This is a genomic window from Allobosea sp. GW822-FHT05A11 (genome assembly GCF_058800455.1).
Genome location: NZ_JBXAMI010000001.1, coordinates 239,509 through 255,804 on the forward strand (window position 1 = coordinate 239,509; position 16,296 = coordinate 255,804).

Below are 16,296 nucleotides of genomic sequence, written 5' to 3' on the forward strand. Positions count from 1 at the left end.
TCAGCGTTGCGCGAGTTCGGTCGCGGGCTTCTTCAGTTCGGTCTTCTGGGCCATCGGCACCGGCTCAGGCGCTACGATTGCGCCTGGCCGCACGCGCTGAAGCCCGTTGACGACGATGCGCTCGCCCGGCTTCAGGCCGGCCGTGACGACGCGCAGGCCGTCATGGGCGGCGCCGAGCGAGACCTCGCGCCAGGCCGCCTTGGCGTCGTCGCCGACGACGAAGACGAACTTCTTGTTCTGGTCGGTGCCGACGGCGCGCTCGTTGATGACAAGCTGCTGCTCGGCCTTGGCCTGGCCGAGCTGGACCCGGACGAACTGGCCGGGCATCAGCTTGCCGTCGGGATTGTCGAGCCGGGCGCGGACCCGGACCGTGCCGCTGGCGCCGTCGATGCCGTTATCGACGAAATGCAGCTTGCCGCTGAACTGCGCGGCCTGGGCCGTCGCCGTGGTCAGCCTGACCGGAATCTGCTCCAGCGCTCGCGAACCCTCTGGCAGTGAGGCCAGCGCATCGAGCACGCTGCGCTCGTCGGCATTGAAGGCGGCATAGATCGGATCGACCGAGAGCAGCGAGGTCAGGACCTGCCCGCCGGCCGCGATCAGGTTGCCGACGGTGACGTCGAGCCGGCCGATGCGGCCGCTGATCGGGGCACGGATCTGGGTATAGTCGAGGTTGAGCTGCGCCGTGCGGCGGGCGGCCTCGGCGGCCTGGAGATTGGCCTGCGCCTCCCGCAGGTTGTTCACGCGGGTATCGACGTCGCGCTGGGAGAGGTTGCGGGTTGCCAGCAACTGCTGGCCGCGCTCGTTCTCGCTCTCTGCCAGTGCGACCCGCGCCTTCGCGCCCTGCACCTGCGCCTCGGCTCGCTGGAGGTCGGCGAGATAGGGTGCCTGGTCGATGCTGACGAGCAGGTCGCCCTGCTTGACGAGGTTGCCCTCGCGGAAATGCACGGCCTCCACGACGCCAGCGACGCGCGAGCGCAGTTCGACGCGCTCGATCGCCTCCAGCCGACCGGAGAATTCGGCCCAGGGCACGACCTCGCGGGCTTCGACGGTCGCGACGGAAACGGGGATGGCGGGCGCCGCTGCGGGCGCGGTATCGCCTTGGGCATGCGTGCCGGAGAGGGCAAAGACCGTGATGGCGGTCAATGCGACGGAGGCGGTGAGGCCGGCCAAAAGGCCACGACGGTTCGTTCCCGGAATCATGGGTCGGTCCTTCCTTGGAAATGCTTGGGGTGTTCGAAAGAGAGCGGGCGCTAGGAGGGCGCGGTCCGTTCATAGAAGGCGGCGATCTCGCCGCAGCTCTGGCAGAGACAGGAGCCTTCCTCCGCCGCATCCGCATAGGCCAAAGGCCAGCGCGTCGGCGCGCTGAACTCGACATGTCGGACGGCGATGCCGGCCTGGCCGAGGCGATCAGCATATTGCGCCGCCTCGTCGCGCATCGGGTCGTCCTGCCCGCTGATCAGCAGGGCCGGCGGCAGGCCGGCGAGGCGCGTCGCCTGGAGCGGAGCCGCATAGGGATGAGCGGCGCGCTCGGGCGTGCCGAGATAGTCGGCCCAGCCATCGGCCCAGCGGCAGCCGACCGGGCCGGCCTGGGCACCACGGAGCGAAGCTGTGCCGAGGCAGGCGTCAAGCATCGGCGAGAACAGGATCTGGCCAGCAATCACCGGGCCGCCGCGATCGCGCGCCATCATGGCGAGCGCCGCGGCGAGGTTGCCGCCGGCTTCCTCGCCAGCGATGTAGAGCGGCGCGCCGCGCGTCGCCCAGCGAGTGCGGCCCCTGGCAAGAGCCTCGAGCGCTGCATAGATGCGCTCCAGCGTCTCAGGGAAGCGCTTGATCGGCGCGAGCGGATAGGAGAGCGAGAACACGACCGCGCCGGCTTCCGTTAGGGCCGTGGCGACCGCCTGCCCTTCGGCCGGCGAGCCGCTGTTGAAGTGGCCGCCATGCAGATGCAGCACGAGCCCGGCATTATCCGGAACCTCGGCGGGAACGTAGAGGCGGCCTGTGAAGCTTTCTCCACGGGCGCTCAGGGTTTCCTCCCGCCAGAAGACGGAGAGGACCGGTTGCAGTTTCTGCGCGGCGATCGCGGGCATTGACGCACCCTCGCTGTTGCGTTGCAGCATGAGATAGAGATTCGGCATTCCTGAATAAATGATCTAATCATTCATTCATTATTCACGTACGGAAACAATCCGAGGGCATATGGACCAGCTTGCCGCGATGCGGGCCTTCGTGCGGGTCGTCGAGACCGGCACCTTCACGCGGGCCGCCGATCTTCTGGACATGCCGAAGCCGACCGTCACCAAGCTGATCCAGCAGCTGGAGGCGCATCTGCGCGCCAAGCTGCTGAACCGGACGACGCGGCGGGTGACCGTGACCATGGACGGCGCGGCCTATTACGAGCGGGCATTGCGTCTGCTCGACGAACTCTCCGAACTCGATTCCAGCCTCACGCTGGCGCAGGCGCGGCCGAGCGGGCGGCTCAGGGTCGATTGCAGCTCCTCGCTGGCGATCTCGGTGATCATCCCGGCGCTGCATGAGTTCCATGCGCGCTATCCCGATATCCAGCTCGATCTCGGTCTGAGCGACCGCGCTGCGGACCTGATCGGAGAGAACCTCGACTGCGCGGTGCGTGCGGGGGAGATCGCCGACCAGAGCCTGATCGCAAGGCGGATCGGCGAGATGCAGCTCATCACCTGCGCGACGCCCGACTATCTGGCGCGGTTCGGCACGCCGGTCCATCCGCGCGATATCGAGGACGGCCACCAGATCGTCGCCTATCGGCCGGCGCTCGGCGGGCGCATCCTGCCGATGGTCTATCAGAACCGCAGCGAGACGATCGAGGTCAGCGGGCGCTACACCATCGCGCTGAATGACGGCACGGGCTATCTCGCGGCCGGGCTCGCGAGCCACGGCATCATGCAATTGCCGACTTTCATGGCCCGGGTGCCGATCGCGGACGGGCGGCTCGTGCCGCTGCTGCTGGACTGGTGCACGGCGCCGAAGCCGCTGCACATCGTCTATCCGCCGAACCGGCACCTCAGCAACAAGGTACGCGTCTTCGTCGATTGGCTGGCGGAGCTGTTCGCGCGCGACGAGTTCGTGCTGTCGCGCGGCGCCGGCTTCCCGGCCGGTTGCAAGCCATCGCTTCTGCCAGCGATGCCGATCCCCGCGAAAGCCGATCAGCTCTCTTCGAGAAGCAGTGCGTAGATGTCCTCGCCGCCCGCGGCATTGCGGATGCGCTCGCGGATCTCGGCCGGACGCAGGCGTTTTGCGATGCAGGCCAGCGCGTCGATACGGCCCTTGCCGCCGTTGACGGGCGTCAGAACCAGGCAGACGAGATCGACCGGCGCGCCGTCGATCGCCTCATAGGCGACGGGCTTCTCCAACCGCGCCAGCAGGCCGAACGGTTCGGTAAGGCCTTCGACTGGTGCATGCGGCATCGCCAGCCCGCCGCCGACGCCGGTGGAGCCGAGCGCCTCGCGGCGGTTCAGTGCATCGAGGATCGCGGCTTCGGGCAAGGCGAGCTGCTCGGCCGCCTTCCTGGCGAGGGCACGGAAGAGGGCGGGCTTGTTCGCGGCGGCGAGCCTTACGATCGAGCGCGGGCGGATGATGTCGGATGGGATCATGGATCGGTCTTATGCCTTGCGGCAGGGCTCATTCTGCTTCGCGCAGGCGGTAGCCGACGCCGGTCTCGGTGGTGATGTATTGCGGCTGGTCGGGGATGCGCTCGATCTTCTGGCGCAATTGCCGGACATAGACGCGCAGATACTGGACATCGGCCGAGGCGCCCCAGACCTGCTTCATCAGGAACTGGTGGGTCAGCACTTTGCCGGCATGCTGCACGAGGATGCGCAGGATGTCGTATTCCTTGGGCGAGAGCTTCACCTCCTGATCGCCCAGCCGGACGATGCGCTTGACCAGATCGACCGAGAGCTCGCCGGTCTGGAAGATCGGCTTCTCGCCCTGCTGCTGGAGCTTGTGGCGCAGCGCGACGCGCAGGCGTGCCGCCAGTTCCTTCATGCCGAACGGCTTGGTGACATAGTCGTCGGCACCGTTCTCCAGGGCCTCGACGATGCCGGCTTCGTCGGTGCGGCTCGACAGGATGACGATCGGCAAGGCCAGCGCCTCGGCGCGCCATTTCTGCAGGAGTTCCTGCCCGGACAGGTCGGGCAGGCCAAGGTCGAGGATGACGAGATCGGGCAATTCCTCGGCAATGCGCTCGATCGCCTCGCGCGCCGTAGCAGCTTCGCGGATGGCATAGCCCTCGGTCGAGAGGCCGACGCGGAGCAGCCGGCGGATCGCCGGCTCGTCGTCGACGACCAGTACCTTGATATCCGTAGCCGTCATGTCTGCGGTTCCAATGGCTTCGGCTGACTGTCAGCCGGCATGCGGATGGTGAAGACCGCGCCGTTGCGATCGGTCCGGTTTGCAGCCGTGATCGTGCCGCCCATCGCCTCGACGAAGCCGCGGCAGATGGCGAGGCCGAGCCCGGTTCCGGCGCGGACCTGATCGCCCTTCCTGACGCGGTAGAAGCTGTCGAAGACGCGTTCGAGGTCGGCGGGCGGCAAGCCCGGCCCCTCGTCGGTCATCGTCACGAGCACCTCGCCGCCGTCCCGCCGGGCACGGATAGCGAGGGCGCTGCCGGCGGGGGCGTATTTCGCGGCGTTGTCGAGCAGGTTGAACAGCACCTGCTCGAACAGCACGGGATCGAGCCTGAGCATCGGCAAATCGCCCGGCAGGGCCGTCTCGATAGGATGGTCGGCGGTGATCTTCGCGGCGCGACGTAGCGCGCTGCCGACGACGTCGGCGACATCGACCAAAGCCGCGTTCGGCTCCATCGCGCCGGATTCGATCCGGGTCATGTCGAGGAGATTGGCGATGAAGCGGTTGAGGCGCTCAGATTCGTCGATCACGGTCGCGAGCAGAGCTGTGTAATCCTCTTCCGGCAGAGCTTGGCGGTAATCGCGCAAGGTGCCGGCTGCGCCCAGGATCGAGGCCAGCGGCGTCTTGAGGTCATGCGAGATCGAGGTCAGCAGAGCCGAGCGCAGGCGGTCGGCTTCGGCTGCGAGCTTGGCCCGGTCGACATCGGCGACGAGCTGTATGCGCTCGATGGCGACGGCCGCCTGATCGGCCAGCGCATCGAGCAGGCGCTGCTGCTCCGGCGTCAGCAATGGGCCTTCCTTGTCGTCGTCGAGGCCGATCACGCCGATCGCGGTGCGGCCGGTGCGCAAGGGCAGATAGAGCCGCTTGGCGCCGGGCAAGGTGTCGGCGCCGCGTCCGGCCGGGCGGTCGTGCTCCCAGGCCCAGCGCGCCGCGGCGATATCGGCATCGACCAGCGTGTCGTCGGGCGGATAGCCCGCGCGGACCGCGATCGTTCCCTCCTCGGGCATCAGGATGACGACGCGGACGCGCAGCATCGAGGCGATCTGGAAGGCGCTGGCCCAGAGGACATCGTCCAGCGTGCCGGTGCCGGCGAGCTTCTTCGAGAAGAGATAGAGGTCCTCGGTGGTGCGAGCGCGCTGGCGGGCGGCATTGGCCTGTCGCTGGACGCGGGCGGTGAGGTTCGAGGCGATCAGCGCGACGAGCAGGAAGAAACCGAGCGCGACGACGTTCTCGGGGTCGCTGATCGTGAGCGTATAGAGCGGCGCGATGAAGAAGAAGTTCAACGCAAGCGCGCTTAGCAGCGAGGCGAAGAGGGCCGGCCACAGGCCCGCCGTCACGGCAGAGGTGAGCACGGCGGTGAGGAAGACCAGCGCGATATTGCGCAGGTCCATGATCTGGCTGAGCAGCTCGGCCGCGCCGAGCGCAACTGCGACATAGGCGAGCGCCGCGAGATAGGGCTTGGCCGAAAAGCCGGGCTGGCCTGCGGTCGAGATTGCACCTGCCTTGTTTGCCGGCTGTTCCCGCAAGGCGACGACATGGACGCCGATATCGCCGGCGCGGCTGATCAATTCATGCGAGACGGACGGCTTCAGCCATTCGCGCCAGCGGGGTTTCGCCGGCTTGCCGACGATGATCTGGGTGACGTTGCCGCTGGCTGCATAGCGGAGGATTTCACCCGCTACGTCCTGCCCGGGCAAGGTGGTCGCCTCGGCGCCGAGCTGTGCCGCGAGCCGGAGCGCATTGGCGATCCGCGTCTTGGCCGCTTCGGGCAGGGCGGCTTCCTGTGGCGTCTCGACATGGAGCGCGCTCCAGGGTGCGCGCAGGCGGTCGGCCTGCCGCTTGGCATGGCGGATCAGGGCCGGCGCCCCGGCGCTGTCGTCGATGCAGACCAGGATGCGCTCGCCGGCTGCCCAGGGGCCGGAGATCGCATGTTCCTGCATATGGCTGAGAAGCTGGTCGTCGACCCGCTGCGCGGTGCGGCGCAACGCGAGTTCGCGCAGGGCTGTCAGGTTGCCCGGCGAGAAGTAGTTGGCGACGGCGCGCTTGGCGGTCTTGCCGAGATAGACCTTGCCTTCTTCGAGGCGCTTGATCAGGTCGGCCGGCGTCAGGTCGATGATCTCGATATCGTCGGCGCGGTCGACGATCGAATCCGGCACGGTCTCGCGCACGCGGATGCGGGTGATCTGGGCGACGACGTCGTTCAGGCTCTCGACATGCTGGATGTTGAGCGTCGTGTAGACGTCGATGCCGCGCGAGAGCAGCTCCTCGACATCGAGATAGCGCTTGGGGTGGCGGCTGCCGGGCGCGTTGGTATGGGCGAGCTCGTCGACGAGGACGAGGGCCGGGCGGCGCGCCAGGATGGCGTCGAGGTCCATTTCGTCGAGCGTGCGACCTTTGTAGTCGACGAGCCGGCGCGGGACGATCTCGAAACCGTCGGCCAGCGCTTGCGTTTCGCTGCGGCCATGGGTCTCGACGACGCCGATCACGACGTCGATCCCTTCGGCCCGGCGGGCGCGGCCGGAGGTCAGCATCTCGTAGGTCTTGCCGACGCCGGGCGCCGCGCCGAGGAAGATCTTCAGGCGCCCGCGCCCTTCGCGCTGGGCGCTCGCCAGAAGCGCCTCCGGGGAGGGCCTGCCTCTCGTCTCGCGATGGCTGTCGGCGATGGTCATGCGGTCCGCTGGGGAAAGCGGCGGCGCGTCATGCGCCGCCGGGGCCTTTGTGTCAGCGCCGGGCAGCGCCGTCGAGAGCAAGGTTCAGCGCGAGCACGTTGACGACGGGCTCGCCGATGAAACCGAGCTTGCGCCGCTCGACATGGGTATCGACCAGCGCCTTGAGCGTCGCCGGATCGGCATTGCGGGCCTTGGCGACGCGCGCGACCTGGAAATAGGCGGCCTCGGGCGAGATATGCGGATCAAGGCCGCTGCCGGAGGTGGTCACCAGCTCCATCGGCACCGGCGCATCCGGATTCTCGGCCTTGAGCGTCTCGGTCTCGGCCTTGATGCGCTCGATCAGCTTCTGGTTGGTCGGGCCGAGATTGGAGCCGCCGGAATTGGCGGCGTTATAGGGCGCGTCGACGGTCTTCGTTGCGTCGTTCGGGTCTGTGCCCACCGTCGCCGAGGGGCGGCCGTGGAAATAGCGCTCACTGGTGAAGTTCTGGCCGATCAGGCTGGAGCCGAGGATCTTGCCGTCCTTCTCGATCAGGCTGCCATTGGCCTGGCGCGGGAAGACGGTCTGGGCGATGCCGGTCATCGCCAGCGGGTAGGCGAGGCCGGTGATGGCCGATAGCGCGACGATCATCACGAGGGCGGGGCGGATCTGCTTGAGCATGGTTGTGTTCCTCAGACGAGGCCGATGGCGGTGATGGCCATGTCGATGGCCTTGATGCCGATGAAGGGGACGATGATGCCGCCGAGCCCGTAGACGAGCAGGTTGCGGCTGAGCAGGGCGCCGGCCCCGACCGCGCGGTACTTCACGCCCTTCAGCGCGAGCGGGATCAGCGCGACGATGATCAGCGCGTTGAAGATGATCGCAGAGAGGATAGCGCTCTGCGGCGTCTGCAAGCCCATGATGTTGAGCGCGCCGAGCTGCGGATAGAAGGCCAGGAACATCGCCGGGATGATGGCGAAATACTTGGCGACGTCGTTGGCGATCGAGAAGGTCGTCAGCGCGCCGCGCGTCATCAGGAGCTGCTTGCCGATCTCGACGATCTCGATGAGCTTGGTCGGGTCACTGTCGAGATCGACCATGTTGCCGGCCTCGCGGGCCGCGACCGTGCCGGTATTCATGGCAACGCCGACATCGGCCTGCGCGAGGGCGGGCGCATCGTTGGTTCCGTCGCCGCACATGGCGACGAGCTTGCCCTTGGCCTGTTCCTCGCGGATCAGCGCGAGCTTGTTCTCGGGCGTGGCCTGGGCGAGGAAATCGTCGACGCCGGCCTCGGCGGCGATGGCGGCGGCGGTCATCGGGTTGTCGCCGGTGATCATCACCGTGCGGATGCCCATGCGGCGGAGTTCCGTGAAGCGCTCGCGGATGCCGCCCTTGACGATATCCTTGAGATGGATGACGCCGAGCAGCCGTCCATCGCGGGCGACCGCAAGTGGCGTGCCGCCGGCCTTGGCGATCTCGGCGGCGATGGCCTGGATCTCGCGCACCGTCTCGGCCCCTGCACCTTCGACATGTTTCAGGACGGCGTCGACCGCGCCCTTGCGGATCTGGGAGCCTTCGAGATCGACGCCGCTCATCCGGCTCTGGGCCGTGAAGGGCACGAAGGTGGCGTGCAGGCTCGCCATGTCGCGGGCGCGGATGGCGTATTTCTCCTTGGCGAGCACGACGATCGAGCGGCCTTCCGGCGTCTCGTCGGCGAGCGAGGCGATCTGGGCGGCATCGGCCAGTTCCTGCTCGCTGATGCCGCGCACGGGGCGGAACTCGGTCGCCTGGCGGTTGCCGAGGGTGATCGTGCCGGTCTTGTCCAGCAGCAGCGTGTCGACGTCGCCGGCGGCCTCGACGGCGCGGCCGGACATGGCGAGCACGTTGAAGCGCACGAGCCGGTCCATGCCGGCGATACCGATGGCCGAGAGCAGGGCGCCGATCGTGGTCGGGATCAGCGTGACGAAGAGCGCGACCAGCACGACGACCGGGATATAGCCGCCGGCATAGGTGGCGAAGCTCGGGATCGTCACGGTGGCGAGCACGAAGATCAGCGTCATGCCGGCGAGCAGGATGTTGAGCGCGATCTCGTTCGGGGTCTTCTGGCGCTCGGCGCCCTCGACCAGCGCGATCATGCGGTCGATGAAGGTCGAACCGGCCGCGGCGGTGATACGGACGCGAACCCAGTCGGAGAGCACCTGCGTGCCACCGGTCACGGCCGAGCGGTCGCCGCCGGATTCGCGGATGACGGGGGCGGATTCGCCGGTGATCGCGGCTTCGTTCACCGAGGCGACGCCTTCGATGACCTCGCCGTCCGAGGGGATGATGTCGCCGGCCTCGACCAGCACGACATCGCCGACCTTGAGCGAAGTGCCGGGGACGAGCCGGAACTGGCTGCGGTCATCGCCCGAGAGCAGCTTGGCCTCGGTCTCGGAGCGCGTCTTGCGCAGCGAGTCGGCCTGGGCCTTGCCGCGCCCCTCCGCCACCGCTTCCGCGAAATTGGCGAAGAGCACGGTGAACCAGAGCCAGAGCACGATCTGGAAGGAGAAGCCGAGATTGGCGCCTCCGGTGGCAAGGTCCTTCAGGAAGAGGATGGTGGTCAGCGCGGAGACCACGGCGACGACGAACATCACCGGGTTGCGGGCGAGGCTGCGCGGGTCGAGCTTGCGGAAGGCGTCGGCGAGGGCCGGCAGCAGGATCCGGGCGTCGATCAGGCTCGCGGATTTGGATGGGCTCATAAGAGGCTCCAGCGGAGGGGTGGCGGGTCCGGCTCAGGCGGCGACGAGGCCGGCGAGCGCCCGGACGAGCAGCAGGACAAGGAACAGTGCGACCGTCAGGCCGAGGATGAGGGTGGCAGGGCGCGGCGGCGCCCTGTCCATTTCCCGCGAAGGGGCGTCACGATGGACGGCATCGCGGCGCATTTGGCGCAGGCAGCTTGCCATGGTGATCTCCTCAGAAGCTCTGGCCGGCGAGCATGGAGAGATGCTCGACGATCGGGCCGACTGCGAGGGCAGGGAAGAAGGTCAGGCCGCCGACGATCAGGATGACGCCGACGAGCAGGCCGACGAAGAGTGGGCCGTCCGTCGGGAAGGTACCGGCCGAGGCGGGCACGGATTTCTTCGCGGCGAGCGAACCGGCGATGGCGAGCGCCGGGATGATGACCAGGAAGCGGCCGACCAGCATCGTGATGCCGAGCGTCGTGTTGTACCAGAGCGTGTTCGCCGAGAGGCTGGCGAAGGCCGAGCCATTATTCGCCGCCGCCGAGGTATAGGCGTAGAGAATCTCGGAGAAGCCGTGCGGGCCGCTATTGCCGGCGGACGCCACCGCACCGGGCAGCACGACCGCGATCGCGGTGAAGACCAGCATGCCGGCCGGCAGGCAGAGGATGGCGAGCATGGCCATCTTGACCTCGCGGGCCTCGATCTTCTTGCCGAGATATTCCGGCGTGCGGCCAACCATCAGGCCGGCGACGAAGATCGCCAGCACGACGAAGAGCACGATGCCGTAGAAGCCCGCGCCGACACCGCCGATGATGACCTCGCCAAGCTCCATGTTGATCAGCGGGATCATGCCGCCGAGCGCGGTGAAGCTGCCATGCATGGCGTTGACCGCGCCGCAGGAGGCGGCGGTGGTGACGACCGCAAAGAGGGCCGAGAGCGGGATGCCGAAGCGCATCTCCTTGCCTTCAAGGTTGCCACCCTGGAGACCCAGCGCCTGGACCAGCGGATTGCCTGCAGCTTCTGCCCAGTAGCAGACGGCGATACCGGCGATGAACAGAACGCCCATGGCCGAGAGGATCGCCCAGCCCTGGCGCTCGTTGCCGACCATCCGGCCGAAGACATTGGTCAGCGCGGCGCCGATCGCGAAGATCGAGACCATCTGGAGGAGATTGGTGATGGCGTCGGGGTTCTCGAAGGGGTGGGCCGAGTTGGCGTTGAAGAAGCCGCCGCCATTGGTGCCGAGCATCTTGATCGCGAGCTGGGACGCGACCGGGCCGCGCGCGATCGTCTGCTGCGCGCCTTCGAGCGTCGTCGCCGTCACCGACGGGTCGAGCGTCTGCGGGACGCCCAAGGCGACATAGGCCAGCGTCAGCAGGATGCAGAGCGGCAGCAGGACGTAGAGTGTCGCGCGGGTGAGGTCGACCCAGAAGCTGCCGACCGACTTGGCCGAGGCGCGGGCGAAGCCGCGGATCAGCGCGACGGCGATGGCGATGCCGGTCGCGCCCGAGACGAAGTTCTGCACGGTCAAGCCGAGCATCTGCGTCAGGTAGGACATGGTGCTCTCGCCGCCATAGCCCTGCCAGTTGGTGTTGGTGACGAAGCTGACCGCCGTGTTGAAGGCGAGGTCGGGCGCCACAGTGCCCATGCCGTCCGGGTTCAGTGGCAGCAGGCCCTGAAAGCGCTGCAGCCCGTAGAGCAGCAGCAGGCCGGCGAGGTTGAACAGCAGCAGCGCGACCGCATAGGCGCTCCAGTGCTGCTCCTCGCGCTCATGCGTGCCGGCGAGTGCAAAGAGCCCGCGCTCGACCGGCGCGAGCACGGGGGAGAGGAGAGTACGCTCGCCATTGAAGACGCGCGTCATGTAGCCGCCGAGCGGCTTCGCCAAGGCGAGCACGATCGTGCAGAAGAGGAGGATCTGGATCCAGCCATAGAGTGTCATGGGAGGGCTTTCGAAGCTCTATGCCTGGCGCTCAGAAGCGCTCGGGGCGCAGCAGCGCATAGGTGAGATAGACGAGCAGGAGCGCGGTCACCGCGCCGCCGAGGAGATAATCGACGAACATGGGAGCCTCCTTCAGAGCGCGTTGCAGGCCGAGACATAGGCGAGGGCTGCCGCGAAGAAGCCGAGCGCGAGCGCGAGCATGGCGATATCCATTGCCGTGGTCCTTTCGACCGGGCGTTACCGATGGGTCGAGGCGCGGGGCCCCACCTTCGCGTGGAAGGCGAGGGTGCGAGCAGATCGACCATGGGTCGGATTATCGTGCTCGCGGCATAGCCGTTCGAGACGGCGCGCGGCGTCGCAGAATAGGAATTTTATAGGAATTCGGCGCGCCCTGCGGACGCACAGGCTTCAGCCGTGAGGCGTGTCGGACCGGAAGATGCCGGGCTTTCGCGGCACGGCGGTGGGGCGTTCGATCGAGAGGGTCACCTCCGGTGCGCCATCCCCCTGATGCAGATCGACAAGGCTGTCATTCAGCGTCGTGTCGACCGTAGTCCGGCGGTAGTTGAAGCGCAGATAGTCGTGCCATGTCGGCGTGCGGAAGGTCTCGGTCCAGACGGTGACGTCGTGCAGGTTGCGGGTCAGAATCCAGCGGCGCGCGCCATTGCGCCCTTGCGCACGCCGGCGCTGCTGCATCAGGGCGAGAAAGGCTTCGACCTGATCGGGGGCGATCCGATACTCGATCTTGACGGCGATCGGTCCGCTGCGCGGCTTCAGGTCAAGACCGAGCGTCGGGGCCTCGAAGCTGTCGGGTGTCGAGACATCGGAGTCCTTGCGCTGATGGATGGGCAGGAGAAAGCCGAGAAGCGCGACACCAAGGGATGCCGCGGTCGAGGCCTGCAGGGCGAAACCCAGGGAATAGCTTTCGGTGACCATGCCCCAGATCCAGCTCCCGCCAGCCAGCCCGAGCGAGGTGAGGGCGTAATAGAGCGAGATCGTCCGGCCGACGACCCAGCGCGGGCTCGCCCATTGCACGCTGATGCTGAGGCCCGACCAGCCAAGGACCCACCCGGCGCCGCCGAGCATCAGCGCGACAGCCGCGAGAGCCGGGCTCTGCGTCAGCGACAGACAGAGCGTGCAGGTCGCGCAAGCCGTGCAGGCCAGCTTCAGCATCTGCTCGTCCGACAGCTTGCGCCGGAGCGTTGTCGAGGCGAGGCCGGCCAGCAGCGCGCCTGCGCCGAAGCCCGCCATCAGGGTGCCATAGGCGATGGCGCCCTGCTTGAGCTGGTCGCGGACCACCAATGGCAGCAGTGCGAGGATGGCAATGCCCGCGAAGCCGAACAGGAAGCCGCGCCCGAGCGCCGTCTTGATCTCCGATGAGAGGGAGGTGAAGCGGATGCCGTCGGAGATCGCCGTCAGCATCGCCTCGGGCGGCAGCCGCGAGACGGGCACCTTCCATCGGGAGCGCCAGACGACAGCCAGCGGCGCGAGATGGCCGAGCGTATACAGGCAGAAGGCCGTGAGTGGGCCGAAGCTCGCCAGGATGATGCCGCCGAGTGCCGGCCCAACGCTGCGCACGGTGTTGAAGCCGACGGAGGTCAGCGTCACCGCCGCCGCAAGGTCCTTGCGGTCGACGATATCGCCGACCGAGGCCTGCCAGGCCGGGTCGTTGAAGGCGATGCCGCAGCCGGCGAGAAAGCTGAAAAACAGGATGATCCAGGGATTGATCATGCCCAGCGCGACGAGGATCGTCAGCGCGACGGCGGTCACGGTCATCAGGGACCGGGCCATCAGCATCACCTTGCGGCGATTGAAATTATCGACGATGGCGCCGGCGAAGATCGACAGGATGAAGGCGGGCAGGTTCGTCGCGGCCTGGACCAGCGCAACCATGACGCTGGACGGGGTGATGGTCGCCATCAGCCAGCTCATGGCGATGGTCTGGATCAGCCACCCCAGGCCGGAGATCAGCCCGGCAAGCCAGATCGCCCGGAACGTTACATTCCTGAGAGGCGCAAACGGCCCGGCACCCGCCGCGGATTTCCGCGCATCCATGACTCGGCTCATTCCGACGTCTGCTCCTGGCCGCCGGCCTTGGTTCCGAGCGTGATTCCGGAATCTTATGTCATGATTTTCGTCTGGGAGGCCTGATTTTCCGGCATGGACGACCTGCAGGGAGACGGATGTTCCCTGTCAGGCAAGCTGGAGCGCGTCCAAAAACAAGCATGCCGTATGTCAGCAGCGCGCCGCAATAATTGACGCTCACTTGACAGGGTGCCATGCAACCGGTTGCATGAAGTGATGACAAGGGGCTCCATCACGATCGGAGATGTCGCGGCGAAGGCCGGCGTGTCGCGGGCGACCGTGTCGCGCGCCTTCACCCGGCCCAATCTCCTGACGCCGGCCGTCGTCGAGCAGGTCAGGCGGATCGCCGACGAACTGGGCTATGTCCCCAACCGCATCGCGCGCGCGCTCAGCACCGGGCGCTTCGGCACCATCGCGCTCCTGGTGCCGGACATCGCCAACCCCTTCTTCCCGCCGCTCATCCGTGCCGCGCAGGCGCGCGCCGACGCACTGGGCTATGCGGTGTTCCTTGGCGATTCCGACGAAACGCCCGATCGCGAGGACCGCCTGCTGGCGAAGCTGGCGCCGCAGGTCGACGGCTTCGTCGTCGCATCGCCCCGCCTCGACGAGGCGCGCATCCGCTTCCATGCCGGCCAGAAGCCGACCGTGCTGATCAACCGCGACATCGCCGGCGTTCCGCGCGTGCTCATCGACGTGCGCGGCGGCATCGAGATGGCGATCACCCATCTCTTCGGGCTCGGCCATCGCCGCATCGCCTATGTCGGCGGTCCGGCCGCGTCCTGGGCGAACCAGCAGCGCGAGCACGCCGCGATGGCGGCAGCACAGCGCTTCGGCATCGAGGAACTGGCGATCCCGGCCTACCGGCCGACCTATGAGGCCGGCCAGGCGGCGGTCGAGCGCCTGCTCGCAGCCGGTGTCAGTGCCGCCATCGCCTTCGACGACATCGTCGCGCAGGGGCTGGTCGCGGGCTTGAGCGCGCGCGGCATCGTCATCCCGCGCGACCTCAGCATCGTCGGCTTCGACGACGTGCTGGCCGCCACGACCTATCCGCCACTGACCACGATCGATGCGCATTGCGCCGATGCCGGCGCGGCCGGCGTCGAACTGCTGCTGGAGATCATCGAGACCGGCGAGAAGCGCGACGCTTGCCTGATCATCCCAACCCGCCTCGTCCAGCGCGAAAGCACCGGCCCTGTCGCGACCGGGGAGGCGATACCCGGGCGATCCCCATCCGCCGGGAACAGGCGCAGATCAACCGACCAAAGAGGGAGAACGTGATGTCACGATGGTCAATCCTAGCCGCAGCGGCGGCGCTGATCGGGCTCGGCCCGCTTGCGGCCGCGGCCCAGCCGAAACCGGCCCTGCCCAAGCCTAAGGCGCCGCTGACGATCAGCGTCATCGACGTCGCCGGCGACTTGCAGATCAGCCAGCCCGCAATCGAGAAGTTCCAGAAGGAGCATCCTGATCTTGTCGCGCGCTTCATCTTCACCAAGGCGACGGCGCCGGAGCTCGCCGGCAAGCTCAAAGCGCAGCAGCAGGCCGGGCGCGTCGACATCGACTTCGTCCTGACCGGCAACGACGCGCTCGCGGCCGGCATGGAGCAGAATCTCTGGCTCGAGATTTTCCCCAAATATGCCGACCGCTTTCCCGCGCTGGACAAGCTCTACATCCCCGGCGCCTATGCGATGCAGAAGATGGCGCGCGGCCAGGCGATGGTGCTCGACTGGTATCCGTCAGGGCCGCTGCTCGAATACGACCCGGCCAAGGTCAAGGACATGCCGAAGACGGCCGAGGAACTGCTGGCCTGGTGCAAGGCGCATCCCAACCGCTTCATGTATGCCCGCCCGGCGAATTCGGGGCCGGGGCGCACCTTCGTGATGGGCCTGCCCTATCTGCTCGGCGACAAGGACCCGCAGGATCCGGTCAAGGGCTGGGACAAGACCTGGGCCTATCTCAAGGAGATGAACGACTGCGTCGAGTACTACCCGTCCGGCACCACCGCGACGATGAAGGAGCTCGGCGACGGCTCGCGCGACATCATCGCCACCACCACCGGCTGGGACATCAATCCGCGCTATCTCGGCATCGTGCCGGAGAACTTCAAAGTGGCGACGCTGAAGGGCTTCCACTGGGTCGGCGATGCCAACTACATGGCGATTCCAAAGGGCGTCAGCGGCGAGAAGCTCGATGTCGCGTTGGCGCTGATGGCCTATCTGCTGGAGCCGGCCCAGCAGGCCTACATGTACGACCACGGCTATATGTATCCTGGCCCGTCCATCCACGGCGTGACCATCGACATGGCGCCGAAGGACAGCCAGGAGACGATCGCCAAGTTCGGCCGGCCGGAATATGCCGATATGATCGCGAACAACCCGACCGAACCGCCGCTCGACGCAAAGCCCCTGGTGACGATGTTCGAGAAATGGGATCGAGAGATCGCCGGGAAGAAGGCAAGGCCGTGAAGCTGTGGCGCGGTGCGGTTTGTACCGCACCGCGCCAGTTACGGACGTTCGGGCATCGCCTGGAAGCGGG

At 67.3% G+C, this 16,296-nt stretch carries 14 protein-coding genes; 3 read left to right on the forward strand and 11 right to left on the reverse strand.

Translation table 11 applies throughout. The annotated features are described in order from the left end of the window. Together AC1RLU_RS01160 and AC1RLU_RS01165 are read right to left on the reverse strand one after the other, a co-directional pair. A complete protein-coding gene (locus AC1RLU_RS01160) occupies window positions 1–1,200 on the reverse strand; it encodes an efflux RND transporter periplasmic adaptor subunit (protein ID WP_492793532.1) in 1,200 nt (399 codons plus the stop codon). Between the two features lie 50 nt (window positions 1,201–1,250). Further along, window positions 1,251–2,087, reverse strand: a complete 837-nt coding sequence (locus AC1RLU_RS01165; RefSeq protein ID WP_492793533.1) for an alpha/beta hydrolase fold domain-containing protein — start codon at window positions 2,085–2,087, stop codon at window positions 1,251–1,253. A gap of 109 nt (window positions 2,088–2,196) precedes the next feature. Here AC1RLU_RS01165 and AC1RLU_RS01170 point away from each other — a divergent pair, with 109 nt between their 5' ends. Then, on the forward strand, window positions 2,197–3,204 hold the full coding sequence (locus tag AC1RLU_RS01170; RefSeq protein ID WP_492793534.1) for a LysR family transcriptional regulator: 1,008 nt from the start codon (window positions 2,197–2,199) through the stop codon (window positions 3,202–3,204). On the opposite strand, the gene AC1RLU_RS01175 is transcribed toward AC1RLU_RS01170, so the two are convergent. From AC1RLU_RS01175 to AC1RLU_RS01215, 9 genes are all read right to left on the reverse strand, one after another. Further along, complete coding sequence (locus AC1RLU_RS01175) at window positions 3,177–3,623, reverse strand: PTS sugar transporter subunit IIA (protein ID WP_492793535.1); 447 nt, start codon at window positions 3,621–3,623, stop codon at window positions 3,177–3,179. The genes AC1RLU_RS01170 and AC1RLU_RS01175 overlap by 28 nt on opposite strands. Window positions 3,624–3,651: 28 nt before the next feature. After that, window positions 3,652–4,344: a response regulator transcription factor gene (locus AC1RLU_RS01180; RefSeq protein WP_492793536.1), complete on the reverse strand. Its 693-nt coding sequence runs from the start codon at window positions 4,342–4,344 to the stop codon at window positions 3,652–3,654. Continuing rightward, complete coding sequence (locus AC1RLU_RS01185; protein WP_492793537.1) at window positions 4,341–7,049, reverse strand: DUF4118 domain-containing protein; 2,709 nt, start codon at window positions 7,047–7,049, stop codon at window positions 4,341–4,343. The genes AC1RLU_RS01180 and AC1RLU_RS01185 overlap by 4 nt, the downstream gene beginning before the upstream one ends. 52 nt (window positions 7,050–7,101) lie before the next feature. Beyond that, the gene (locus tag AC1RLU_RS01190; RefSeq protein ID WP_492793538.1) at window positions 7,102–7,707 is read right to left on the reverse strand and encodes a K(+)-transporting ATPase subunit C; all 606 of its coding nucleotides are present in this window, start codon (window positions 7,705–7,707) and stop codon (window positions 7,102–7,104) included. 11 nt (window positions 7,708–7,718) lie between these two features. After that, complete coding sequence (kdpB, locus tag AC1RLU_RS01195; protein WP_492793539.1) at window positions 7,719–9,764, reverse strand: potassium-transporting ATPase subunit KdpB; 2,046 nt, start codon at window positions 9,762–9,764, stop codon at window positions 7,719–7,721. A gap of 33 nt (window positions 9,765–9,797) precedes the next feature. Next, window positions 9,798–9,968: a hypothetical protein gene (locus tag AC1RLU_RS01200; RefSeq protein ID WP_492793540.1), complete on the reverse strand. Its 171-nt coding sequence runs from the start codon at window positions 9,966–9,968 to the stop codon at window positions 9,798–9,800. 10 nt (window positions 9,969–9,978) lie between these two features. Beyond that, on the reverse strand, window positions 9,979–11,682 hold the full coding sequence (gene kdpA, locus AC1RLU_RS01205; protein ID WP_492793541.1) for a potassium-transporting ATPase subunit KdpA: 1,704 nt from the start codon (window positions 11,680–11,682) through the stop codon (window positions 9,979–9,981). 31 nt (window positions 11,683–11,713) lie between these two features. Beyond that, complete coding sequence (locus tag AC1RLU_RS01210; RefSeq protein WP_454034448.1) at window positions 11,714–11,803, reverse strand: K(+)-transporting ATPase subunit F; 90 nt, start codon at window positions 11,801–11,803, stop codon at window positions 11,714–11,716. 287 nt (window positions 11,804–12,090) lie between these two features. Further along, window positions 12,091–13,746, reverse strand: coding sequence for an MFS transporter (locus AC1RLU_RS01215; RefSeq protein WP_492793542.1), 1,656 nt, complete (start codon window positions 13,744–13,746; stop codon window positions 12,091–12,093). Window positions 13,747–13,980: 234 nt separating this feature from the next. On the opposite strand from AC1RLU_RS01215, the gene AC1RLU_RS01220 reads away from it, so the two are divergent. Beyond that, entirely contained in the window at window positions 13,981–15,042 is a 1,062-nt protein-coding gene (locus AC1RLU_RS01220) for a LacI family DNA-binding transcriptional regulator (protein ID WP_492793543.1), read from the forward strand. After that, a complete protein-coding gene (locus AC1RLU_RS01225; RefSeq protein ID WP_492793544.1) occupies window positions 15,042–16,226 on the forward strand; it encodes an extracellular solute-binding protein in 1,185 nt (394 codons plus the stop codon). Before AC1RLU_RS01220 ends, AC1RLU_RS01225 begins: the two co-directional genes overlap by 1 nt. Window positions 16,227–16,296 lie beyond the last annotated feature (70 nt).

Excerpts from the sequence above, each read along its gene's own strand:
- AC1RLU_RS01160 (WP_492793532.1), bottom strand. The coding sequence starts at position 1,200 with ATGATTCCGGGAACGAACCGTCGTGGCCTTTTGGCCGGCCTCACCGCC.
- AC1RLU_RS01165 (WP_492793533.1), bottom strand. The coding sequence starts at position 2,087 with ATGCCCGCGATCGCCGCGCAGAAACTGCAACCGGTCCTCTCCGTCTTC.
- AC1RLU_RS01170 (WP_492793534.1), top strand. The coding sequence starts at position 2,197 with ATGGACCAGCTTGCCGCGATGCGGGCCTTCGTGCGGGTCGTCGAGACC.
- AC1RLU_RS01175 (WP_492793535.1), bottom strand. The coding sequence starts at position 3,623 with ATGATCCCATCCGACATCATCCGCCCGCGCTCGATCGTAAGGCTCGCC.
- AC1RLU_RS01180 (WP_492793536.1), bottom strand. The coding sequence starts at position 4,344 with ATGACGGCTACGGATATCAAGGTACTGGTCGTCGACGACGAGCCGGCG.
- AC1RLU_RS01185 (WP_492793537.1), bottom strand. The coding sequence starts at position 7,049 with ATGACCATCGCCGACAGCCATCGCGAGACGAGAGGCAGGCCCTCCCCG.
- AC1RLU_RS01190 (WP_492793538.1), bottom strand. The coding sequence starts at position 7,707 with ATGCTCAAGCAGATCCGCCCCGCCCTCGTGATGATCGTCGCGCTATCG.
- kdpB (WP_492793539.1), bottom strand. The coding sequence starts at position 9,764 with ATGAGCCCATCCAAATCCGCGAGCCTGATCGACGCCCGGATCCTGCTG.
- AC1RLU_RS01200 (WP_492793540.1), bottom strand. The coding sequence starts at position 9,968 with ATGGCAAGCTGCCTGCGCCAAATGCGCCGCGATGCCGTCCATCGTGAC.
- kdpA (WP_492793541.1), bottom strand. The coding sequence starts at position 11,682 with ATGACACTCTATGGCTGGATCCAGATCCTCCTCTTCTGCACGATCGTG.
- AC1RLU_RS01210 (WP_454034448.1), bottom strand. The coding sequence starts at position 11,803 with ATGTTCGTCGATTATCTCCTCGGCGGCGCGGTGACCGCGCTCCTGCTC.
- AC1RLU_RS01215 (WP_492793542.1), bottom strand. The coding sequence starts at position 13,746 with ATGAGCCGAGTCATGGATGCGCGGAAATCCGCGGCGGGTGCCGGGCCG.
- AC1RLU_RS01220 (WP_492793543.1), top strand. The coding sequence starts at position 13,981 with ATGACAAGGGGCTCCATCACGATCGGAGATGTCGCGGCGAAGGCCGGC.
- AC1RLU_RS01225 (WP_492793544.1), top strand. The coding sequence starts at position 15,042 with ATGTCACGATGGTCAATCCTAGCCGCAGCGGCGGCGCTGATCGGGCTC.